At 72.5% G+C, this 21,704-nt stretch carries 19 protein-coding genes and 1 pseudogene; 4 read left to right on the top strand and 16 right to left on the bottom strand.

Annotated elements, in window-relative coordinates:
• Position 1: 1 nt before the first annotated feature.
• The 6 genes from BN6_RS02410 to BN6_RS02385 form a co-directional block, all read right to left on the bottom strand.
• Positions 2-856, bottom strand: coding sequence for an FAD binding domain-containing protein (locus BN6_RS02410; protein WP_015097934.1), 855 nt, complete (start codon positions 854-856; stop codon positions 2-4).
• Complete coding sequence (locus tag BN6_RS02405) at positions 853-3,285, bottom strand: xanthine dehydrogenase family protein molybdopterin-binding subunit (RefSeq protein ID WP_015097933.1); 2,433 nt, start codon at positions 3,283-3,285, stop codon at positions 853-855. Before BN6_RS02405 ends, BN6_RS02410 begins: the two co-directional genes overlap by 4 nt.
• Positions 3,282-3,830, bottom strand: a complete 549-nt coding sequence (locus tag BN6_RS02400) for a (2Fe-2S)-binding protein (protein ID WP_015097932.1) — start codon at positions 3,828-3,830, stop codon at positions 3,282-3,284. The genes BN6_RS02405 and BN6_RS02400 overlap by 4 nt, the downstream gene beginning before the upstream one ends.
• Before the next feature lie 64 nt (positions 3,831-3,894).
• The gene (locus tag BN6_RS02395) at positions 3,895-5,013 is read right to left on the bottom strand and encodes an XdhC family protein (protein ID WP_015097931.1); all 1,119 of its coding nucleotides are present in this window, start codon (positions 5,011-5,013) and stop codon (positions 3,895-3,897) included.
• Positions 5,006-6,088 (bottom strand): vWA domain-containing protein, encoded by a 1,083-nt coding sequence (locus tag BN6_RS02390; protein WP_015097930.1) that lies wholly within the window; start codon positions 6,086-6,088, stop codon positions 5,006-5,008. Before BN6_RS02390 ends, BN6_RS02395 begins: the two co-directional genes overlap by 8 nt.
• Positions 6,085-6,963, bottom strand: coding sequence for an AAA family ATPase (locus BN6_RS02385; protein WP_231904951.1), 879 nt, complete (start codon positions 6,961-6,963; stop codon positions 6,085-6,087). Before BN6_RS02385 ends, BN6_RS02390 begins: the two co-directional genes overlap by 4 nt.
• Positions 6,964-7,078: 115 nt before the next feature.
• On the opposite strand from BN6_RS02385, the gene BN6_RS02380 reads away from it, so the two are divergent.
• Positions 7,079-7,300: a PspC domain-containing protein gene (locus tag BN6_RS02380; RefSeq protein ID WP_015097928.1), complete on the top strand. Its 222-nt coding sequence runs from the start codon at positions 7,079-7,081 to the stop codon at positions 7,298-7,300.
• A gap of 4 nt (positions 7,301-7,304) precedes the next feature.
• On the opposite strand, the gene BN6_RS02375 is transcribed toward BN6_RS02380, so the two are convergent.
• From BN6_RS02375 to BN6_RS02350, 6 genes are all read right to left on the bottom strand, one after another.
• Entirely contained in the window at positions 7,305-8,660 is a 1,356-nt protein-coding gene (locus BN6_RS02375) for a beta-N-acetylhexosaminidase (protein WP_015097927.1), read from the bottom strand.
• Positions 8,657-9,490: a carbohydrate ABC transporter permease gene (locus BN6_RS02370; protein ID WP_015097926.1), complete on the bottom strand. Its 834-nt coding sequence runs from the start codon at positions 9,488-9,490 to the stop codon at positions 8,657-8,659. The genes BN6_RS02375 and BN6_RS02370 overlap by 4 nt, the downstream gene beginning before the upstream one ends.
• Positions 9,487-10,377, bottom strand: a complete 891-nt coding sequence (locus tag BN6_RS02365; RefSeq protein ID WP_015097925.1) for a carbohydrate ABC transporter permease — start codon at positions 10,375-10,377, stop codon at positions 9,487-9,489. Before BN6_RS02365 ends, BN6_RS02370 begins: the two co-directional genes overlap by 4 nt.
• Positions 10,374-11,666, bottom strand: a complete 1,293-nt coding sequence (locus tag BN6_RS02360) for an extracellular solute-binding protein (RefSeq protein WP_015097924.1) — start codon at positions 11,664-11,666, stop codon at positions 10,374-10,376. Before BN6_RS02360 ends, BN6_RS02365 begins: the two co-directional genes overlap by 4 nt.
• 89 nt (positions 11,667-11,755) lie before the next feature.
• Positions 11,756-12,409: a copper homeostasis protein CutC gene (locus tag BN6_RS02355; protein WP_148302710.1), complete on the bottom strand. Its 654-nt coding sequence runs from the start codon at positions 12,407-12,409 to the stop codon at positions 11,756-11,758.
• A 277-nt stretch (positions 12,410-12,686) separates the two neighbouring features.
• Positions 12,687-13,904 (bottom strand): low temperature requirement protein A, encoded by a 1,218-nt coding sequence (locus BN6_RS02350; RefSeq protein WP_015097922.1) that lies wholly within the window; start codon positions 13,902-13,904, stop codon positions 12,687-12,689.
• A gap of 370 nt (positions 13,905-14,274) precedes the next feature.
• Here BN6_RS02350 and BN6_RS02345 point away from each other — a divergent pair, with 370 nt between their 5' ends.
• Positions 14,275-14,880, top strand: coding sequence for an RNA polymerase sigma factor (locus BN6_RS02345; protein WP_015097921.1), 606 nt, complete (start codon positions 14,275-14,277; stop codon positions 14,878-14,880).
• A 59-nt stretch (positions 14,881-14,939) separates the two neighbouring features.
• Positions 14,940-15,362 (top strand): carboxypeptidase regulatory-like domain-containing protein, encoded by a 423-nt coding sequence (locus tag BN6_RS02340; protein ID WP_408005329.1) that lies wholly within the window; start codon positions 14,940-14,942, stop codon positions 15,360-15,362.
• 599 nt (positions 15,363-15,961) lie between these two features.
• Here the strand turns inward: BN6_RS02340 and groL are convergent.
• The 4 genes and pseudogenes from groL to BN6_RS02320 form a co-directional block, all read right to left on the bottom strand.
• Positions 15,962-17,584 (bottom strand): chaperonin GroEL, encoded by a 1,623-nt coding sequence (groL, locus tag BN6_RS02335; RefSeq protein WP_015097919.1) that lies wholly within the window; start codon positions 17,582-17,584, stop codon positions 15,962-15,964.
• Between the two features lie 377 nt (positions 17,585-17,961).
• Complete coding sequence (locus BN6_RS02330) at positions 17,962-19,227, bottom strand: serine/threonine protein kinase (protein WP_051075419.1); 1,266 nt, start codon at positions 19,225-19,227, stop codon at positions 17,962-17,964.
• Positions 19,228-19,353: 126 nt separating this feature from the next.
• Positions 19,354-19,559: pseudogene (locus tag BN6_RS02325) on the bottom strand (cold-shock protein).
• Between the two features lie 79 nt (positions 19,560-19,638).
• Positions 19,639-20,283 carry an AIM24 family protein gene (locus BN6_RS02320; protein ID WP_015097916.1) on the bottom strand — a complete coding sequence of 215 codons (645 nt, stop codon included), beginning with the start codon at positions 20,281-20,283 and terminating at the stop codon, positions 19,639-19,641.
• Positions 20,284-20,351: 68 nt separating this feature from the next.
• On the opposite strand from BN6_RS02320, the gene moeA reads away from it, so the two are divergent.
• Positions 20,352-21,560: a molybdopterin molybdotransferase MoeA gene (moeA, locus tag BN6_RS02315; RefSeq protein WP_015097915.1), complete on the top strand. Its 1,209-nt coding sequence runs from the start codon at positions 20,352-20,354 to the stop codon at positions 21,558-21,560.
• Positions 21,561-21,704: the final 144 nt, after the last annotated feature.

Raw genomic sequence — 21,704 nt, 5'->3', positions numbered from 1 at the left:
TTCACGCGCGCGCCGCGGCCGTCACGGCCCGCTCGGTCAGCACCCGGGCCAGGTGGGTGCGGTACTCGGCGTCGGCGTTGCCGTCCGACGTCGGGTGCGCCCCCTCGGCGGCACGGGCGGCGGCCGCGCGGATCCACTCGGCCGTCGCGGGCCGCCCGACCAGCTCCTCCTCCACGCCGCGCGCCCGGACCGGGGTCGGGCCCATGTTGGTCAGGCCGACCCGCGCCGCCCGGACGACCCCGTCGACCACCTCCAGCGCGACCGCGACGGCGACGATCGACCAGGCTTGCGCGACCCGGTTGAACTTCTCGTAGTGCGCGCCCCACCCGGTCAGCTTCGGCACCCGCACGTGGGTGAGCAGCTCGCCCGGTTCCAGCGCGGTGGTGAAGTAGTCGGTGAAGAACTCCGCCGCCGGCACCTCCCGGGTGCCCGCCGGCCCGGTGCACACCAGCACCGCGTCCAGCGCGAGCACCGGCGCGAGCAGGTCGCCCGCCGGGTCGGCGTGCGCGAGCGCGCCGCCCACCGTGCCCCGGTGCCGGATCTGCGGGTCGCCGACGGTGTCGGTGGCCAGCCGCAGCAACGCCGCGTGCTCGCGCACCAGGTGGTCGCGCTGCACCTCGTGGTGCGTGGTCATCGCGCCGATCAGCAACGAGTCGCCGTCGTCGTGCACGCCGGTCAGCTCGGTGAGCCCGGACAGGTCCACGACCAGGGTCGGCGCGGCGAGCCGCATCCGCAGCACCGGCAGCAGGCTCTGCCCGCCCGCCAGCACCTTGGCGTCCTCGCCGCCCTCGGCCAGGACGCGCACCGCTTCGTCCACTGTGGACGGCGCGACGTAGTCGAACGCGGCCGGGATCACGCGGCACCCCCACGCGCGTCGATCGAGCCGTGGACGCCGCCCAAGGCCACCGGGACGTCTTCCTTGCCCTGCAACGCCTTCCACACCCGCATCGGCGTGCACGGCATTTCCACGTCACGAACGCCCCTGTGCCGCAACGCGTCCACGATCGCGTTCACCACGGCCGGCGTGGACGCGATGGTGCCCGCCTCGCCGACCCCCTTGACTCCCAACGGGTTGGAGTCCGCCGGGGTCTCGGTGCGGTCGGTGGTGAACGTCGGCAGGTCGACCGCCGACGGCACCAGGTAGTCGGCCAGGGTCGCGGTGGTCAGCGTGCCGCCCTCGTCGTGCACGGCCTCCTCGTAGAGCGCCTGCGCGATGCCCTGGGCCAGGCCGCCGTGCACCTGACCTTCGACGATCAGCGGGTTGACCACCCTGCCGACGTCGTCCACGCACACGTACGACCGGATGGTCACCCGCCCGGTCTCGGTGTCCACCTCGGTCGCGCACAGGTGCGTCCCGTGCGGGTAGGAGAAGTTGTCCGGGTCGAACGTGGCGTCCGCGTCCAGCCCCGGCTCCACCCCGTCCGGCAGGTTGTGCGCCACGTGCGCGGCCACCACCACCTCGGCCAGCGACATCGTGGTGGACGTGCCGCGCACGGCGAACGTGCCGGCGGTGAACTCGACGTCGTCGGCCGAGCACTCCAGCAGGTGCGCGGCCACGGTCCGGGCCTTGGCCAGCACCTTGTCCGCCGCCAGCACGACCGCCGTGCCGCCGACGGCCAGCGACCGCGAGCCGTAGCTGTCCATGCCCCGGTGCGCGACCTGGGTGTCGCCGTGCAGCACCTCGACGTCCTCGAACGGGACGCCCAGCCGGTCGGCGACGATCTGGCTCCACGCCGTCTCATGCCCCTGCCCGTGCGGCGAGGTGCCGGTGACCACCTCGACCTTGCCGGTGGGCAGCATCCGGATCGCCGCGTGCTCCCAGCCGCCCGCGCCGTAGCGCAGCGCGCCCAGCACCCGTGACGGCGCGAGCCCGCACATCTCGGTGTAGGTGGAGATCCCGATGCCGAGCTGCACCGGGTCGCCCGCCGCGCGCCGCCCGGCCTGCTCGGCGCGCAGCGCGTCGTAGCCGAACAGCTCGACGGCGCGGGCGGTGGCCGCCTCGTAGTCGCCGCTGTCGTAGGTGAGCCCGGCGACCGTGGTGAACGGGAACTCCTCGTGCCGGATCCAGTTCTTCCGGCGCAGCTCCAGCGGGTCCACGCCGAGCTCGGCGGCCAGCTCGTCCATGATCCGCTCGATGGCGAACGTGGCCTCCGGCCGGCCCGCGCCCCGGTAGGCGTCGGTGGGCGTCTTGTTCGTGAACACGTTCGTGCAGGTGAACCGGTAGGCGGCGAACTTGTAGATGGCGTTGAACATGAACGCGCCGAGGATCGGCACGCCCGGCGTGACCAGCCGCAGGTACGCGCCCATGTCGGCGAGCAGGTCGACCTTGAGCCCGGTGACGGTGCCGTCCCGCCGCGCGGACACGGTGATCTTCTGGAGCTGGTCGCGGCCGTGGTGCGCGCACAGCATCGACTCGGTGCGCGTCTCGGTCCACTTCACCGGTTTGCCCAGCCGCCGGGCGACCAGCAGGGTCAGCACCTCCTCGGGCGTGACCTGGAGCTTGCCGCCGAACCCGCCGCCGACGTCCGGGGCGATCACCCGCAGCTTGTGCTCGGGGATGCCGAGCACGGCCGACAGCATCCAGCGCAGGATGTGCGGCACCTGGGTGGCCGACCACAGGGTGGCCGAGCCGGGGCCGGGGTCGACCACCACCGAGCGCGGTTCCAGAAACGCCGGGATGAGCCGCTGCTGGCGGAACACCCGCTCGACGACCACCCCGTCCTCGGCGGCGGCGGCGATCGCGGCGTCCACGTCGGTGCCGGTGCCGGCGGCCGCGGAGTCGAACACCCAGGTCGCGGACTTGTTGGTGCCCAGGTCGGGGTGCACCAGGGCGGAGTCGTCGGCGGTCGCGGCGGTCAGGTCCAGCACCACCGGCAGGTCCTCGTACTCGACGTCGATCGCGGCCAGCGCGTCGTGCGCCTCGGCCGCGCTGCGGGCGACGACGAGGGCGACCGCCTCGCCGGCGAAGTTCACCTCGTCCACCGCGAGCGACGGCGCGGGCGGGGCCAGCATGTCCTCGGTGATCGGCCACGCGCACGGCAGGCTGCCCTGCTCGTCGGCCAGGTCCGCGCCGGTCAGCACGGTGAGCACGCCGGGCATCGCCACGGCCGCCCCGACGTCGACCGAGAGGATCCGGGCGTGCGCGAACGGGCTGCGCAGCACGGCCAGGTGCAGCATCCCGGGCAGTTGGAGGTTGTCGGTCCAGCGGGTCGCGCCGGTGATCAGCCGGGCGTCCTCCTTGCGCCGGCGGGCGCGGCCGATCTCGGGCCCGGCGGTGGCGGTCATTCCCCGCCCCCGGTGTGCTGCGGGGCGCGGACCTCGTCCTCGACCCGTTCGACTTCCGTTCGGTCTTCGGCGGAACCGGCCCCCGGGCGCATCCGCGAGGCCGCGTCGCGGACCGCGCGCACGATGTTCTGGTAGCCGGTGCAGCGGCAGAGGTTGCCCTTCAGGCCGTGCCGGACGGCGTCGTCGTCGGGGTCGGGGTCGTCCGCGAGCAGGTCGATGGCCTGCATGATCATGCCGGGGGTGCAGAACCCGCACTGGAGCGCGTGGTTCTCGTGGAACGCCTGCTGCACCGGGTGCAGCTTCCCGTCGCGGGCCAGCCCTTCGACGGTGGCGACCTCGCGGCCGTCGGTCTGCACCGCGAGCACAGAGCACGACTTCACGCTGCGGCCGTCGAGGTGGACGGTGCACGCGCCGCAGTTGCCGGTGTCGCAACCCACGACCGTCCCGGTCTTGCCCAGTCGTTCGCGGAGGTGGTGCACGAGCAGCGTGCGGGGCTCGACCTCGTCGTTGTAGGCCACCCCGTCCACGGTGACGGTGATCCGCATGAACCCTCCAAGCCGGTGGTGGTGATGGGGGTCACATCGAGCCTGCTACTTGTTGCCTCGTCAATCAACCCCCCGGTGGGCGGTGGATGGCACCGTCGGTCCGGGTGAGGCGGCCACCTCCCCCGCCCCAGCGCAGCGCGATGATCTCGGCGGCGATCGACACGGCGGTCTCCTCGGGCGTGCGCGCGCCCAGGTCCAGCCCGATCGGGGAGGCCAGGCCCGCCAGCTCGTCGTCGGCCAGCCCCGCCTCGCGCAGCCGGCGCACCCGGTCGTCGTGGGTGCGCCGGGACCCCATCGCGCCCACGTAGCCGAGCTTGAGCCGCAGCGCGACCTCCAGCAGCGGCACGTCGAACTTCGGGTCGTGGGTCAGCACCGCGACCACCGTGCGACCGTCCACCCGGCCCTCGTCGGCCTCTCGCGCCAGGTAGCGGTGCGGCCAGTCCACGACCACCTCGTCCGCCTCGGGGAAGCGGCTGTTCGTCGCGAACACCGGGCGCGCGTCGCACACCGTGACCCGGTAGCCGAGGAACGCGCCGAGCCGGGCCATCGCGGCGGCGAAGTCGATCGCGCCGAACACCAGCAGCCTCGGCGGCGGCTCGAACGAGTTCACGAACACCGCCAGGCCCTCGCCCCGGCGCTGCCCGTCCGGGCCGTAGTGCAGCGTCGCGCTCCGGCCGGCCGCGAGCAGGCCGCGCGCGTCGTCGGCGATCGCGTCCCGGGCCCGCGCGGACGGCACGTCGCCCGCCACCCGGTCCGGCCACACCACCAGCCGGCGGCCCACCCAGTCGGGGTGCCCGACGACCGTGGCGACGGCGACCGGCTCCCGCGCGCGGACCGCCGCCAGCACGTCCGGCAGCTGCGGGAACGACTCCGCCGACACCGCCTCCACGTACACGTCGATGATCCCGCCGCAGGTCAACCCCACCGCGAACGCGTCGTCGTCGGACACGCCGTAGCGCCGCAGAACCGGCTGCCCGCCCGCCACGACCTCTTGGGCCAGCTCGTAGACCGCGCCCTCGACGCACCCGCCGGACACCGACCCGACCACCTCGCCGGCCGCGCCGACCAGCATCGCCGCGCCGGGCGGGCGGGGCGCGGAGCTGAACGTGGCGACCACCGTGCCGACGCCGACGGTCTCGCCGGCGGCGACCCGGCGGGCGAGTTCGGCCAGGACGTCACGCACGGCCGACCTCCGCCAGCAGCGCGCGCAGGGTGTCCAGGCTGTGCCCGGCGAGCAGCCGGTCCACGTGCGGCAGCACCGCCGCGATCCCGGACTGGACCGGCGCGTAACCGTCCTGCCCGGCGTGCGGGTTGACCCAGAAGACCTTGTGCGCCAAGCGTTCCAGCCGGGCGGCCTGCGCGCCGAGCAGGGCCGGGTCGCCGAGCTCCCAGCCGTCGGAGAAGATCACCACGACGGCGCGCCGCGCCGCACCCCGCTGCCCCCAGCGGTCCAGGAACGCCCGCAGCGCCTCACCGAGCCGGGTGCCGCCGGCGAAGTCGGGCACCGCCCGCCCGGCCGCCGCCAGCGCCTGCTCCGGGTCGCGGCGGCGCAACTGCCGGGTGACCCTGGTCAGCCGGGTGCCGATGGTGAACACCTCCACCGGCATCCGCCGCGCGACGACGTGCGCGAACCGCAGCAACGCGTCCGCGTACGGCTTCATGGAGCCGGAGACGTCCACCAGCAGCACGACTTTCCGGTTGCGCACGGCCCGCCGCCGGTACCGGGGCCGCGCCACCTCGCCGGACGCCAGCATCGCCCGCAACGTCCGCCCCGGGTCCACTCCGCCGCGCCGCGCGGGCCGCCGGCGCGCCGACCGCCGCACCGGCGCGACCGGCCGCAACGTCGCCAACAGCTCCCGCAGGTGCGCCCGCTCGCCCGGCGTCAACGAGGCTATGTCCTTGTGCCGCAACACTTCGACGTCACTGGCCGCCACCGCGAGCCGGTCCGCCCGGCCGGTGCCCGGCGTGCCGTCGCCCAGCGCGGCCACCACGGACACCCGTGACCCGCGACCGCGCGGCACCCGAAGCCCGACCCCGCCGAACCACGCGGCGAACGCCAGGTCGTACCGGGGCAGGTCGTCGGGCTCCGCGCACAACGCCACCCGCCCCGCCCAGTACACCGACGACGCCGACGCGACCCCGAGTTCCTCGACCGCCCGCAGGAACGCCGCCACCCGCTCCGCCCCGCACGCCACCCCGGCCCGCCGCAGCACGCGGGCGAACCCCACGAGCCCCATCAACGACCCGGCGCCGGTCATCCCCCGATTGTGCTCCCGGGAGGGGCCCCGAGCACACCGGCCGACAGAGCGCGTTGTGCGTCCTCCCGGTACTTCAGGACCGCACCCAGCGTGGCCGCCGCCGTTTCCGCGTCCAACTCGGTCCGACCCAGCGTGACCAGGGCCTGCGCCCAGTCCAGGGCCTCGGCGACGCCCGGCGGTTTGATCAGCTCCAGCTCGCGCAACCGCCGCACGGCTGACGCGACCTGGTTCGCCAGCCGGTCGTCGACGCCGGGCAGCCGGCGTTTCAGGATCGCCACCTCGCGCGCCAGGTCGGGGTGTTCGAGCCAGTGGTAGAGGCAGCGGCGCTTGAGGGCGTCGTGCACCTCGCGGGTGCGGTTGGAGGTGAGCACGACCAGCGGCGGCGTCCGCGCGGTGACCACGCCCAGTTCCGGGATGGTCACCGAGTTCTCGCCCAGCACCTCCAGCAGGAACGCCTCGAACTCGTCGTCGGCGCGGTCCACCTCGTCCACCAGCAGCACGCACGGCGCCTCCTCCAGCGCCCGCAGCAACGGGCGCGCGAGCAGGAACCGGCGCGTGTAGAGCGACGCCTCCGCACGCTCGACGTCGACCGGGCCCGCCGCCTCCAGCGCCCGCAGGTGCAGCACCTGGCGCGGGAAGTCCCAGTCGTAGAGGGCCTGCGCGGCGTCGATGCCCTCGTGGCACTGCAACCGGATCAGCGGCAGGTCCAGCGCACGCGCCAGGGCCAGCGCGAGCGAGGTCTTGCCGGTGCCGGGTTCGCCCTCGCAGAACAGCGGCCGGCTCATCCGCCACGCCAGGAACGCCGCCGTGGCGACACCGGCGTCGGGCAGGTAGCCGACGCGGTCCAACTCCGCTGCCAGGTCCTCGGGCGTCACCGCCCCGACAGTAACCCCCTCCACCGGGATCGGGGACGGCTCCGGCTCACCCCTGAGGGCGAGTTCAGGGTCCGTCCCCGATGTGCCACGACCCGTTGACCAGCACTATTGAGCCATGACGAACGACGCGATCACCGAAGCCACCGCCAAGGTCAAGAAGCTCCGCCGGAGCCGGGACGACCGGATGGTCGCCGGGGTCTGCGGCGGCGTCGCCGAGATGGTCGGCGTGGACGCCGCCATCCTGCGCATCCTGCTGGTCGCCGCGACCCTGTTCGGGTTCGGCGCCGGCGCCGTCCTCTACCTCGCCGCCTGGATCCTGGTGCCCGAGAAGGACTGACCCGTCACCGGGGGAAGCCGGGGACGCCGGGCAGCGTCTGCCACGGCTTCGGACCGGTCAGCGGGCGGTACTCGACGCCCAGCGCGTCCAGCCTCGGCAGGTGGTGCCCGGCGAGCCTGGCCCGGAACTCCTCGACGTCACGGGCCGGGGTGCTCCACACCACCTCGGCGAACGCGCACAACCGGGGGAAGACGGCGTAGTCGACGCGCCGCGGGGAGTCGAGGTGCTCGGTCCACACGTTCGTCTGTGCGCCGAGCACCCGGTCGGCCGCCGCGGGCTCGTAGGCGTAGACGTCCTCCCAGGTCAGCAGGGTGCCGACCGGGATGGGCTCGTCCTCGCCGGCGCCCTGGCGGTAGTCCAGGTAGACGTGCGCCTCGGGGCACATGACCACGTCGTGGCCCCGGTCCAGCGCCGTGAGCCCGGCCTCCTCGCCCCGCCACGACGCGACGACCGTCGTGGTGGGCAGCGGACCGACGTCCAGGACCTCGTCCCAGCCGTGCGGCCGGCGGCCGCGCTGGACCAGGTGCTGCGCGATGCGCCGGACGAACCGCCCGTCGCCGCCCTCGGCCTCGTCGCCGCCCAGCCCGATGACCTCGCTCGGGAACACGTCCAGCAGCTCGTCGAACACCTGCCGGTAGAAGTCCACCGTGGCCTCGTCGGCCTTGAGCGCGTTGGGGTTCACGCCCCAGTCGGTCCACACCCCGCCGGGCGTGACGCCGAGTTCCGGGTAGGCCGCGATCGCCGCCTGGCTGTGGCCGGGCACGTCGATCTCGGGCACGACGGTGATGTGCCGCTGTGCCGCGTACGCCACCACCTCGCGCAGGTCGTCCTGCGTGTAGTAGCCGCCGTGCGGCCGGCCGGTCTGGCCGCCGCTGCGCCGGTCCCCGTACCGCGAGGACGGTCGCCAGCCGCCGACCTCGTGCAGCAGCGGGAACTTCTTGCACTCGAAGCGCCAGCCCTGGTCGTCGGTGAGGTGCAGGTGCAGCACGTTCAGCTTGTGCACGGCCATGAGGTCCACGTACCGCAGCAGGTCGTGCTTGGGCAGGAAGTGCCGCGCCACGTCGAGCATCACGCCGCGCCACGCGAACCGGGGCTCGTCCTCGACCACGCACACCGGCAGCCGCACGGGCTCCCGCGAGATCGGCGCGGCGCGGAAGGAATCCGGTCCCGCCAACTGCCTGAGGGTCTGGCGCGCGTAGAACAGCCCGGCCTCGTCGGCCGCTTCGACCACCACGCCCGGCCCGACCACCAGCCGGTACGCGCCGGACGGCCCGTCGAGCGTGAGCCGGCTCTCGATCGAGCCGTCCCAGACGACGTCGCCTTCGCCGGGCGTGAAGGACACCGGTCGAGGAAGAATCACGACTTCACCGCTCCTGCCAGTCCCGCGACCAGTCGTCGCTGCACCACAATGAAGAAGATCAGCACCGGGATCGTCATCAACGTCGACCCGGCCATGATCGCGCCCCAGTCGTTCTGGTCCGGCTTGATGAAGACCTGCAACGCCAGGGGCAGCGTCTGGTTCTCCGCCGCCGAGATGATGAACGTCTTGGCGAACAGGAAGTCGTTCCACGCGTGGATGAACGACAGCACGCTGGTCGCCACCAGACCCGGCGCCACCAGCGGGAACAGCACCTGCCAGAGGAACCGGAAGCGGGACGCGCCGTCGAGGGTCGCGGCCTCCTCCAGCTCCACCGGCACCGCGGCCACGAACCCGCGCAGCATCCAGATCGCGAACGGCAGGCTGAACGCCAGGTGCACCAGCACCAGCGAACCCAGGTGGTTGAGGCCGAACACCGGCACCACGTCCCGCACCGACTTCATCATGAAGAACAGCGGGATGGTCAGCGCCTCGACCGGCACCATCTGCACGACCAGCAGCATCACCAGCAACGTGGTCCGGCTGCGGAACCGGAACCGGGTCAGCGCGGTGGCCGCCAGGAACGAGATGAGCAGGCTGAGCAGCACCACCGCCAGCGCCACCACGAGGCTGTTGAGCAGGTAGCGCCCGAAGCTCTGCACGGTCAGCGCGCGCACGAAGCTGTCCAGCGTCGGCGCGAGCGTCCACGGCCGGGGATCCGCGGAGATCACCTCGGACTCGGGCTTGATCGCCGTCAGGACCATCCAGTACAGCGGGAACGCCACCACACCGGCGATCAGCACGGTGACGACCTCGGCGATGCGCCGCTTCACAGCGACTCCCCCGACTTCTTCAGCGCCCGCAGGTAGCCGAGCGTGACCAGCAGCAGCAACACGGTCGTGATCACGCCGATGCCCGCGCCCAGCCCGTACTCCGAGGCGGCGAACGCCTGTTGGTAGGCGTAGACGTTGAGCACCAGGTTGCGGCCGGCGATGCCGCCGCCGCTGGTCATGATGTAGACCTGGGTGAAGATCTTGAAGTCCCAGATGATCGACTGGATCGTCACGACGATCAGCAGCGGGCGCAGCAGCGGCAGGATCACCGAGCGCGCCGTGCGCAACGCCGACGCCCCGTCCAGCGCGGCGGCCTCCAGCACCTCGCCCGGGATCGACTTGATGCCCGCGTAGAGCGTCACCATGACGAACGGGAACGAGCACCAGATCACCTGGGCGGCGACCAGCCCGAAGGCCAGCCACTTGTCGTAGGTCCAGGAGAACCCGGTGCTGCCGAGCACCTCGTTGACGAAGCCGAAGTTCGCGTCGAACAGGAACAGCCAGATGGTCGACCCGGCCACCGCCGGGGTCGCCCACGCGCCGAGCGCGGCCAGGAACAGCGTCATCCGGGCCCAGGTGCGGACCCTGGTGGCCAGCACGGCGAGCGCCGCGCCGACCAGCAGGGTCCCGATAACGCACACCGCCGCGAAGCCGACCGTCTGGCCGAGCACCGACCAGAACTTGGCGTCCGACAGCAGGTCGGCGTAGTTCTCCAGGCCCAGGAAGGTCAGCGGCGCGCCGCCGCTGACCTGCTCCTGGCCGTAGTCGAACAGCGAGATGAGCACGAGCTGGTAGATCGGGTACCCCATCAGCCCGACCAGCACGAGGAGCGCCGGGGCGAGGTAGGCGAACGCGATCCGCCCGTCGCCCCGGTGGGCGCGCATCATGAACCGAACGCCGCATTCATGGCGTCGGCGGCCTTCTTCGCGGCGGTGTCCAGGTCACTGCCGCCGGTCGCGACCTCCTGAAGGAGGGTCGGCAGCACGGCCTGCGCGTCGATCGTGGCCCACTTCGCGGTCACCGGCACGAACCTGGTGCCCGCGTTGAGGGTCTTGATGAACGGCTCGACCGCCGGGTTCGCCTTGGCCACGTCGTTCTGCACGTCGCCGAAGGTCGGCATGTTGCCCATCGCGTCGAACATCTTGCGCTGGTACTGCTTGCCGCCGAGCAGCTGGAGGAACTGGGTGGCCAGCGACTTGCGCTCGGAACCCTTCATCACGCCCAGCAGGTTGCCGCCCGCGAACGCCGGGGCCACCGAGCCCGCGGTCTTGCCGGGCAGCGGCACGACGGCGTACTTGCCGGCGGCCGTGGAGGCGTCGACGGACTTGCGGTTGAAGTCGCCGCCGACCACCATCGCCGCCTTGCCCGCGCGGAACGCCTCGACGCTCGCGTCACCGCCGTTGCCGGCGCACTGGGCCGGCGGGCAGATGTCGTCGGCGATCAGCTCGGTGTACTGGCGCAGACCGGTCTTGGCGTCGGCGCTGTCGATGGCGGCGGTGTACTTGTCGCCGTCCTTGCGGGCGATCTCGCCGCCGTTGGCCCACACGAACGGCATCGCGCCGTAGGTGTACTTGCCGCCGGCGGAGATGCCGAGCAGGTCGGGCTTGGCGGCGCGGATCTGCCGGGCCAGCGGCGCGATCTCGTCGAGCTTCGTCGGCGGCTTGAGGCCGAGCTCGCTGAACACGTCGGTGCGGTAGTACAGGGCGCGGACGCCGACGTACCACGGCACGCCGTAGACCTTGCCGTCCACCTTGCCGGTGTCGAGCACGGCGGGCAGCAGGTCCTTCGAGTCGGCCCACGAGCCGAGGTCGATCTCGGCGAACCCGCCGCCGGCGACGTAGCCCGCGAGGTCGGTGTTGCCGAACTCGGCGACGTCCGGCGCGCTCTTCGGGTCGCTGAACGCGGCCTTGAAGCGCTCGGCGCGCGACTGGACCTGGATGTACTGCACGTCGACCGTGACGCCCTGGTGGGCGTTCTGGAACTCGGTCACCGCCTCCTTGACGACGGCCTCCTTCGGGCCCCGGTTGACCTCGTCGAACAGCCAGACCCGGAGTTGCCCGGTCTGCTGGTCTGAACTCGACGCCGTCGGACCGGACTGCACCGGGGCGCACCCGGCCAACACCGTGACGGCAAGGCCTGCCGCCACCGCGGCCCACCTCTTCGCTACCCGCATCATCCGAACCCCCTCCAGCACGTGTTGCGTCTTATGCAACGGCCATTTCATGGGAAGCAACGGAGATGCTAGTGTCCGAATCGGCAATGGGTCTAGACCAGATTTGCCCAGGTCCGGACGGCGTCGGCGGACAGTGGAGCGTCCCACCCGCCGGGTCGAACCGCGCTCCCGACGTGGAAGCCGGTGGCCCCGACCGCCTTCAACGGCCCCACCTGGTCCTGCTGGAGCCCGCCGCCGACCAGCAGCGCCACCTCGTCCTGCCGGGCGGCGAGCCGCTCCAGCACCGGGAAGCCGTCGGCGACACCGCGCGGCGAGCCGGACGCGAGCACCGTGTCGCAGCCCAGCCCGGCGACCACGCCCCAGGCGGCTTCGGGATCGGCGGAGTTGTCGAGGGCGCGGTGGAAGGTCCAGCGGCAGCCGTCGAGCTCGGTCAGCACGGCGCGGCAGGTGTCCTGGTCGACCCAGCCGCTGCCGTCGAGGAAGCCGAGCACGAACTCCGTCGCACCCGCCTCGCGCAGCGCCGCCGCGTCGCGGCGCAGGCCGTCCACCGAGCCGGGCGCGAAGCCCGCCGCGTCGCGCAGCATCACGCGGACCGGCAGGTCGGTGGCGGCCAGGACGCTGCGCAGCAGGTCCGGGGACGGGGTCAGCCCGTCGGCGGCCATGTCGGTGACGAGTTCGAGCCGGTGCGCTCCACCGGCCTGGGCGGCGACGGCGTCGGCCGCGTCGAGAGCGATTACCTCAAGCATGGTCTGGACCATAACGGCCGCCGGCACCCATCAGGTGGGCCGCCCGGACCTCAGCCCGCCCACCGGCCGACCCCACCGCCACCACCCACCGCCCACCGCGCCGCACGCCCGCCCACCCCGGCACAGCTGGGCGTCGGCCTGTGCGCCGATCCACCGCTCGAACGGCCCGGCGCAACCCGAACAACGGAATCTTCGAACGATCGCCGACCGTCGGGGGTCAGCCGCCGTTGATCAGTGGCCGTTCGTCGGTGGCCGTTGATCAGGCGGGGGTCGGGGGTCAGTGGACGAGGTCGGGGGTGTGGGCGTGGTCGCGGATCTCACGGCGTGCGCCGCCGTACCGCCACACCTCGACGGCAATCCACCCCACGCAGGTCAGCGTCAGCAGCCCGAGCGCGGCCCACGCGGGCACCAGCAGCGCGACCGGCGTCAACGCCACCAGCACCACCGCCACCACGACCCGCACCTTGTTCACCGTGCCCAGGTTGCGCAGCCGGAACCCGATGTGCCCGAGCACGTACAGCAGCACCCCGCCGTAGAGCGCGTACGGCCCGACCCCGTGCAGGTGCTCGTCGGGGGTGTGGCCGTCCGCCCCGCCGAGGTAGTTCATCGTCTTCTTCAGCCCCAGCGCCATCAGCACGATGCCCGCGATCATCGGCAGGTGCAGGTAGGTGAACGAGTCACGGGCCAGCGCCGCCCGCCGCGCACCGGTCGCCGCGTGCAGCACCTTCTCCGCGACCGGCGCGACCACGTCGAAGTACGCCCACCACAGCGCCGCCGCGATCACCAGCCCGCACACGATCCCGTAGATGATCGGCCACGACACCGGCAGCTCCGCCACGCCCAGGCCCACCGCCACGATCGACTCGCCCAACGCGATCAGCACGATCAGCGAGTACCGCTCGGCGAAGTGCACCGCCGACTGCACCCGCCACCCGGACACCCCGGCCGCCAGCACGCCGCCGTAGTCCACGACCAGCGCCAGCGCCCACAGCCCGGTCTGCACCGCGCCGGAGGTGAACGACGCCCCGACCAGGATCGCGGTCCCGGCCGCCATCGGCGCGGCGGTCAGCGCCAACTGCCGGCGCAGGCTCGCGTCGCCGCCGGAGAACCGCCAGTACGCCACCAGGTGCAGCACCCGGACCAGCAGGTAGCACGCGGCGAACACCAGCGGACCGGGCAGGCCGCCCGCGAGGTCGACGAACGCCTCCGGGATGGTCACCGCCGCCACCAGCATCACGGCCATCGCCGCGAACAGCACCACCCGCGCGCCGTCGTCGTCGGCGTGCACCCGGTTGCCCAGCCACGAGTAGCAGCACCAGCACCACCAGAGGATCGCCAGCAGCAGCATCCCGCGCAGCACGCCCCGCGCCGTCGGGTCGTCGGCCATCAGCTGGGTGACCTGGGTGATCGCGTAGACGAAGACCAGATCGAAGAACAGTTCGAGCGGTGTCACCCGCGCGCCTTCGTGGACCACCCGGGCCCGACCTGAGGACATGACCCGGAAGTGTGCCACCCACCTGCGACAACGCTCGCCGGCTTCGCTAACGGTGAACTGTTAACGACGCGCTGTGTATCCACCGTAGAACTACTCACTCCTTATCTGATGACCGACCTTCGACCACCTGGAGGCGTCTCGTGGACAACCCGCACGACGGCAGAAGCGCACGGCCGTCCCACTGACCACTTCGGGGGAGGAGGGCGGTGTTCGGTCGGCTTCGAGGGGTGTCGACCGGCCGCCGCCCGCGGTGAGGAAGAGGTGTGGCGGTCCGCGGTGCGAGGGGGGCATCGCGGACCGCCGCCGCAGGCCGCGGCGGGGTGTGTGACGATCAGCTACGGCTGGGGGATGTCGAGGAGGAGGTGACGACGTGGGAGAACTGCGCACTGCCGGTGAGCGCCCACCGTGGGAAGGTCTGGACGGGACGGACCGGCACGCCGCCTGCGTCATCGCCGCGCGCGACGGCGACCGCAGGGCGCTGAACGTGCTGGTGGCCGACCTGACCCCGCTGGTGTGGCACGTGGCGCGCGGGCACGGCCTGGATCGCAGCACGGCCGAGGACGTCGTGCAGACGGTGTGGCTCGCGCTGCTGCGCCACCTGGACCGGTTGATCGAACCCCGCGCGCTGGCGGGGTGGCTCGTCGTGGCGACGCGCCGGGAAGCCCAGCGCACGTGGACCCCCGCACGTCGGGAATCGGCACTGTCCGACGAGTTGGCGGAGCAGTTGGAGAGCGAATACGGGTTGCCGGAAGACGCCGCCCTGGTAGACGACCGGGACCTCCGGTTGTGGCGGGCTTTCGGGCGTTTGTCGCAGAAGTGCCAGGAACTCCTGCGACTCACCGTGCTGGCCGGGCGGGCGGAGTACCGCGCGGTCGCGGAAGCACTGGCCATGCCACGTGGCAGCATCGGTCCGACCAGAGGCCGCTGCCTGACCACGCTGCGCACACATCTTGACGCGGAAGGAGGATCGCGGTGAACGACATCGACCCGCGCGATGACCGCAGAGGCCAAGAGGACACCGCTGTCCTCACCGAGCTGAACCGGTTGGTGTACGAACTCGACGCGCCACCGGTGGGACTGGTCGAGCGGATACAGTTCGCGGTGGCGCTGGAGAACCTGGACGTGGAGGTCGCCCGCTGGGAGCGTGCGGGCTCGTTCGCCGGGGTGCGCGGCGGCAACCCCGGGACCATCACGTTCACGGTCGACAACCTGACCCTGATGGTCAACTTCACCCCGTCCGGTGCCCGGCACCGGATCGACGGCTGGCTGGTGCCCGCGGGCGAGCACACGGTCGAGGTGCGGGTGGCCGAGCACGAGTCGAGCACCACCAAGGCGGACGACGGTGGTCGTTTCGTGCTGTCCGACGTCCCGACCGGCACCACCCAGATCGTGGTCCACCTGGTGAACTCCCGAGGTGAGCCCGGCCGCACGGTGGTGACACCCACGATCATGCTGTAACCCTCGGCGCCCGACCGCGCCGACCGAAATCTCCGCAGGGCCTCGTGTTCCCCCGCCCGGGAACACGGGGCCTGTTCCCTTTCCGGACCGCGCTCCACCCCGCACGCGGCGCTCGACGCCCTATTGCCCAGCGGCGCGCCGGCGCGGCCGACCGGCGCGGGACGCATCGCCCAGGTCCCGCGGGCTCCGACGTGCGGGGCGGGGTCGTCCGGCTGCGCCGAGTCGAGCACGACCGCGGTGACGCCGTCGTGGCGGCCGGGGTACGGGGTCGCCGAGCTGCCACCGGGAACGGGTCGCCCGGACCCCGGCCCCGCCGCCGACCTGCGGATGCCGGCGAGACTCCCGACTCACCAGCGCAGACTGCACAAGATCCGGGCCACAACCCCACCACCGACTGCCGCCCACGTCCTGCCGGCGGTGGGCCGTCCTGCCGGCGGCTGCGCCTGCGACGGGCAGTGGCCTGGCGCTGGGCGCACCCGACCGTCGTCCGCCCGAGGGGTTGCCGGGAGGCTCCGGGAGGCTGCGGGAGGTCCCGGGAACACCGGAAGGCCCGGTCCGCGAGCGGACCGGGCCTTCCGGGAACAGCGGTGCTGCGGCTGTCAGAAGTCCATGCCACCGGCGTCGGGGACGGCCGGGGCAGCGCCCGCCTTCTCCGGCTTGTCGGCCACGACGGCCTCGGTGGTCAGGAACAGCGCCGCGATGGAGGCGGCGTTCTGCAGCGCGGAGCGGGTGACCTTGGTCGGGTCCGGCACGCCGGCGGCGAGCAGGTCCTCGTACACGCCGGTCGCGGCGTTGAGGCCGTGGCCGACGGGCAGGCCCTTGACCTTCTCCACCACGACGCCGCCTTCGAGGCCGGCGTTGATGGCGATCTGCTTGAGCGGAGCCTCGACGGCGACCTTGACGATGTTCGCGCCAGTGGCCTCGTCGCCCTCCAGGTTCAGGCCCGCGAAGGCGGCCTCGGCGGCCTGGAGCAGCGCGACGCCACCACCGGCGACGATGCCCTCCTCGACGGCGGCCTTGGCGTTGCGCACCGCGTCCTCGATGCGGTGCTTGCGCTCCTTGAGCTCGACCTCGGTGGCGGCACCGGCCTTGATGACCGCGACACCACCCGCGAGCTTGGCCAGGCGCTCCTGGAGCTTCTCGCGGTCGTAGTCGGAGTCCGACTTCTCGATCTCCGCGCGGATCTGGTTGACGCGGCCCTGGATCTGCTCCGCGTCGCCCGCACCCTCGACGACCGTGGTCTCGTCCTTGGTCACGACGACCTTGCGCGCCTTGCCCAGCAGCGACAGGTCGGCGTTCTCCAGCTTGAGGCCGACGTCCTCGGTGATGACCTGGCCACCGGTGAGGATCGCGATGTCCTGCAGGATCGCCTTGCGGCGGTCACCGAAGCCGGGGGCCTTGACGGCGACCGACTTGAAGGTGCCGCGGATCTTGTTGACCACCAGGGTCGCCAGGGCCTCGCCCTCGACGTCCTCGGAGATGATCAGCAGCGGCTTGCCGCCCTGCATGACCTTCTCCAGCAGCGGCAGCAGGTCCTTCACGGACGCGATCTTCGAGCCGTAGAGCAGGACGTACGGGTCCTCGAGGACCGCTTCCTGGCGCTCGGGGTCGGTCACGAAGTAACCGGAGATGTAGCCCTTGTCGAAGCGCATGCCCTCGGTGAGCTCGAGCTCGAGCCCGAGAGCGTTGCTCTCCTCGACGGTGATGACGCCTTCCTTGCCGACCTTGTCCATGGCCTCGGCGATGAGCTCACCGATGGTCGAGTCGCCCGCGGAGATGGACGCCGTGGCGGCGATCTGCTCCTTGGTCTCGACCTCCTTGGCGGTCTTGAGCAGCTGCTCGGTCACGGCCTCGACGGCCTTCTCGATGCCGCGCTTGAGGCCGAGCGGGTTGGCGCCGGCGGCCACGTTGCGCAGGCCCTCGCGGACCAGGGCCTGGGCCAGCACGGTGGCGGTGGTCGTGCCGTCACCGGCGACGTCGTCGGTCTTCTTCGCCACTTCCTTGACGAGCTCGGCCCCGATCTTCTCCCAGGGGTCCTCGAGCTCGATCTCCTTGGCGATGGAGACGCCGTCGTTGGTGATGGTCGGCGCGCCCCACTTCTTCTCGAGCACGACGTTGCGGCCCTTGGGACCGAGCGTCACCTTGACGGCATCCGCGAGGATGTTCATGCCGCGCTCAAGACCACGGCGGGCGTCCTCGTCGAACGCGATCATCTTGGCCATTGCGGTGTGTTCCTCCGCCTATGTAACGACTTATGGGGCCACTGAGGACACGCACGTCCACAGCGGAACACGGCGCTCGGCCAGGCTCGGTGCCCGCGACGGACGACCTGCTCCCCGGGGGGAGCCTGCCTCACCGTCCCAGCCTGCGTGCTGGCACTCAGGTGGTCCGAGTGCCAGCACCGTGTTTAGCACTCAACCCGGGCGAGTGCAAGAACCGCAGGTCAGCGCGGCGGCTTTCGACAGGCGCCGGCCACCGCCGGCGAGCGGTCGCCGACCGGGCGTCGTCGGCGGGGCGCGGTCAGCGGCGCGCGGGCCAACGGCGCACGGTCGGCGGGACGCGCGAGGTCAACGGCACGTGGGTCGGCGGGACGTGTGGGTCAGCGGGAGGTCTTGACCGGCACGCTGGTGGGCAGCGGCTTCTTGCTGCCGCTCTCGCCGCCGACGTCGATGGACTGGCCGGTGCTGGTCGACGCGGGCGGCCGGGGCTCCTCGGACTTCGGGGTGAGGATCAGCACCAGGACGACGATCGCCACGATGGCCACCACGCCGACGATCACCGGCGTGACCCACGCGGGCCGCGACTTCGCGGTGGTGGTGAACGCGGACGCGCCGCCGACCTGCGTGGGCGGGCGCAGCCGGACCGGGTCGGCCAGGAAGCCCGGCTGCTGGGCGAACCCGCCGGACGGGGGCTGCGGCTGCTGGTAGCGCGGCGGCTGCTGGGCCGGCACGCCGCCGGTCTGCGGGCCGTGCTGGGCCGGCACCGGGCCGGACACCGGCGCGTCGACCCGGCGCGGCGGGCTGGTCACGGTGGCCGCGCCGCCCAGCGCCGTGCGGGCCGCCGCCATCAGCTCCTGGCACGAGCCGAACCGCTGGTTGGGGTCCTTCGAGGTGCCCTTGCGCAGCACGTCGTCGATGCCCGGCGGCAGCGCCACCAGGGACGTGAGGGTCGGGATCTCGGTGGCCAGGTGGCCCTGGATGACGTCCTGGACGCCGCCCTGGAACGGCGGCCGGCCGGACAGGCAGGCGAACACCATGCAGGCCAGCGCGTACTGGTCGGTGCGGCCGTCGAGCGGCTCGCCGCGCAGGTGCTCGGGCGCGGCGTAGGTGGGCGAGCCGAGGAAGTCGCCGGTCCGGGTGCGGTGGCCGGTCGCGCCGCGCCGGGTCAGGCCGAAGTCGGCCAGGTAGACGTGCTCGCGGGAGGCTTCCTTGGTGGTCACCAGCACGTTGGCCGGCTTCACGTCCAGGTGCACCAGGCCCTTGCCGTGCAGCATGTCGAGCGCTTCGGCCACCTGGCCGAGCAGCGTCAGGGTGCGCGCGGGCGAGATCGGGCCGTCCTTGATGTGGCCCGCGAGGTCCTGGCCGTCGACCAGCCGCATGGCGATGTAGAGCAGCCCGTCGACCTCGTCGAAGTCGTACAGCGGCACGATGTTCGCGTGGTCGATCGCCGAGGTGTTGCGCGCCTCGTCCACGAACCGCTCGCGGAACTCGGCGTCGGCGGTCAGGTGCTCGCCGATGACCTTTAGGGCCACCTTGCGACCCAGCCGAACGTCCGTGGCCCGGTAGGTCACGCTCATGCCACCGCGGCCGAGCACCCCGTCGATCCGGTAGTGGCCCAACCGTCGCCCGCTCAGGTCCTCCGACACGCGGGGCAGCCTAACGTCCGCTCGGCCCGGCGTGCGCCGGGTTCCGGCTAAGAGCACCGGTCAACGCCCCGGAACGGGCGGTCCGGCGGAACGGCCCGACCCGCCTGGTGGCGGGCCGGGCGGAGTTCACGATGCCTTCCGGACGTCGAAGCCTGGCTGCGACCGTCGCGACCGGCCTGGATCTCGAACTCCACGCGGTCCCCCTCGGCCAGCGTGCGGAAGCCTTCCATCTGGATCGCCGAGTAGTGCACGAAGACATCGGGCCCGCCGTCGGCGGCGATGAAGCCGTACCCCTTCTCCGAGTTGAACCACTTGACCGTGCCGACAGCCAAGACGTCCTCCTTCGAGAATTACCTGAGCAAACCGCCACGCTAGAGGCACGAGGGGGTTCGCCGATACCTCCTTATGGAGTCATGAGCGGACGCTGAATCCGTTGTCCCGCAACCAACTGACCAGTGCTCGCGGACTGCGCGTACGGGTGAGCACGAGGCCCGGACCGGCGAAGTCGAGGACCAGGCCGTCACCATTGCGGACCGATTGGGGCACATCGGGGGAAAGCGCGCGCAACCGGCACTGGAGGGTGTCGGCGAATCCGACGACGTGCCCGCTGTCGAGGGTGACCAGTTCGCCCGCGTCGAGGGTCAGCACGTCGAGCGTGCCGTAGCAGGCGAGCACCACGGACCCGGTGCCGTAGACGTAGGTGAGGAAGCCGGTGTCGCCGCCGTGCAGCGCGCGCAGCGGCGGCGCGGCCGGGTCCATGGCGACCGTGCCGGCCGAGGCCAGCCAGCTGTTGCGGGCCACGCACCAGCCGGTCGCGCCGTCGAGTTCGAGCACGTGCAGGTCGCCGGGCAGCGGCGGGGCGACGTCCACCCACCCGCCTTCCGCGCCGGCCGTGCACAGCGCGGCTTTGACGCCCGGGGCCTTGCCCTTGGTGTCGCGGTTGACGCCGTAGCTGGTCGCGAACAGCGACGAGCGTTCGACGAGGGCCGGTTCGGCGGGCGCGAGCACCAGCCTGGCCACTCCGAAGGTCGGCGTGTGTCGCGTGCGGACCTGCACCGGAACGTTCCTCCTCCTGCTGTCGCGCGTGGCGGCCGGTCGGAGCAGTTTCGCACGGGGGCGGCAGGATGGTGGTCGTGTCGAACTCGTTGACCGCGGTCGCCGCCCACCGCGAGCGGATCGCGGAGCTGGTCGGGGTGACCGGGACCGCCGAGCTCCCGGTGGCGGACTGCCTGGGGCTGGTGCTGGCGCTGGACCTGGTCGCGCCGGTCGCGCTGCCGCCCTTCGACAACTCCGCGATGGACGGCTACGCGGTGCGCGCGGCGGACGTGGCGGCCGTTCCGGTGGCGTTGCCGGTGACCGACGACATCCCGGCCGGGCGCGCGGCGTCGACGCCGCTGGAGCCCGGGACGGCGCAGCGGATCATGACCGGCGCGCCGCTGCCGGCCGGCGCGGACGCCGTGGTGCAGGTGGAGTGGACCGACGGCGGGACGTCGTCGGTGCGGGTGGACCGGGGGGTGCCGGCCGGCGCGAACGTGCGGCGGGCGGCGGACGACGTCGCGGTGGGCACGACGGTGCTGGTCGCCGGGACGGTGCTGGGGCCCGCGCAGCTGGGGTTGGCGGCGGCGCTGGGGTTCGGGTCGCTGCCGGTGCGCCGGCGGCCCAGGGTGCTGGTGCTCTCGACCGGGTCGGAGCTGGTCGGGCCGGGCGAGGTGCTGGCGCCGGGGCAGATCTACGAGTCGAACGGCGTGATGCTCGCGGCGGCCGTGCGGGAGGCGGGCGGCGAGGCGGAGCTGCTGCGGTTCGTGCCGGACGACGTGGCGGCGTTCCGGGCGGCGGTGGAGCCGAGGCTGGCGGCGTTCGACCTGCTGCTGACCTCGGGCGGGGTGAGCGCGGGCGCGTACGAGGTGGTCAAGGACGCGTTCACCGGTCGCGGGGTGGAGTTCACCAGGGTGGCGATGCAGCCCGGCGGGCCGCAGGGCGCGGGCCGGTACCTGGGGGTGGCGGTCGCGACGCTGCCGGGCAACCCGGTGAGCGCGCAGGTGTCGTTCGAGGTGTTCATCCGGCCGGCGCTGCGGGCGGCGATGGGGCACGCGGTGGTGCAGCGGCCGACGGTGGTCGCGAAGCTCAGCTCGCCGCTGACGTCGCCGGCGGGCCGCACCCAGTTCCGGCGCGGCAGGTACGACCCGGCCTCCGGCCAGGTGGTGACCCCGGTCGGTGGCCCCGGCTCGCACCTGCTGTCGGCGCTGGCGCTGAGCGACTGCCTGATCGAGGTGCCCGAGGACGTGACCGAACTCGCGGCCGGGGCGGACGTGCTGGTCCGCTTCCTGCACTAGAATCGTTCAACAATCCCCCGATTCGCGCGCTGCGCGTGGCCGGGCGGAGATCGAGTACACTCAGTCACGGCGAGTTCACTCAGTGCCATTGAATAACCCATGTGACCTGGATTACACTCGCCGGCACACCCGCCTGGTGTGTCC

Origin of the sequence: Saccharothrix espanaensis DSM 44229, assembly GCF_000328705.1 — a bacterium.
Taxonomy (GTDB): domain Bacteria; phylum Actinomycetota; class Actinomycetes; order Mycobacteriales; family Pseudonocardiaceae; genus Actinosynnema; species Actinosynnema espanaense.
The sequence above is the reverse complement of the archived record's forward strand: the minus strand, read 5'-3'. Positions and strand labels throughout refer to the sequence as shown.

Coding starts and splice junctions, on each gene's coding strand:
- BN6_RS02400 (WP_015097932.1), bottom strand. CDS start 3,830: ATGCGGATCACCGTCACCGTGGACGGGGTGGCCTACAACGACGAGGTC.
- BN6_RS02380 (WP_015097928.1), top strand. CDS start 7,079: ATGACGAACGACGCGATCACCGAAGCCACCGCCAAGGTCAAGAAGCTC.
- BN6_RS02390 (WP_015097930.1), bottom strand. CDS start 6,088: ATGACCGGCGCCGGGTCGTTGATGGGGCTCGTGGGGTTCGCCCGCGTG.
- BN6_RS02365 (WP_015097925.1), bottom strand. CDS start 10,377: ATGATGCGCGCCCACCGGGGCGACGGGCGGATCGCGTTCGCCTACCTC.
- BN6_RS02350 (WP_015097922.1), bottom strand. CDS start 13,904: ATGTCCTCAGGTCGGGCCCGGGTGGTCCACGAAGGCGCGCGGGTGACA.
- BN6_RS02355 (WP_148302710.1), bottom strand. CDS start 12,409: ATGCTTGAGGTAATCGCTCTCGACGCGGCCGACGCCGTCGCCGCCCAG.
- BN6_RS02360 (WP_015097924.1), bottom strand. CDS start 11,666: ATGATGCGGGTAGCGAAGAGGTGGGCCGCGGTGGCGGCAGGCCTTGCC.
- BN6_RS02405 (WP_015097933.1), bottom strand. CDS start 3,285: ATGACCGCCACCGCCGGGCCCGAGATCGGCCGCGCCCGCCGGCGCAAG.
- groL (WP_015097919.1), bottom strand. CDS start 17,584: ATGGCCAAGATGATCGCGTTCGACGAGGACGCCCGCCGTGGTCTTGAG.
- moeA (WP_015097915.1), top strand. CDS start 20,352: ATGGTGGTCGTGTCGAACTCGTTGACCGCGGTCGCCGCCCACCGCGAG.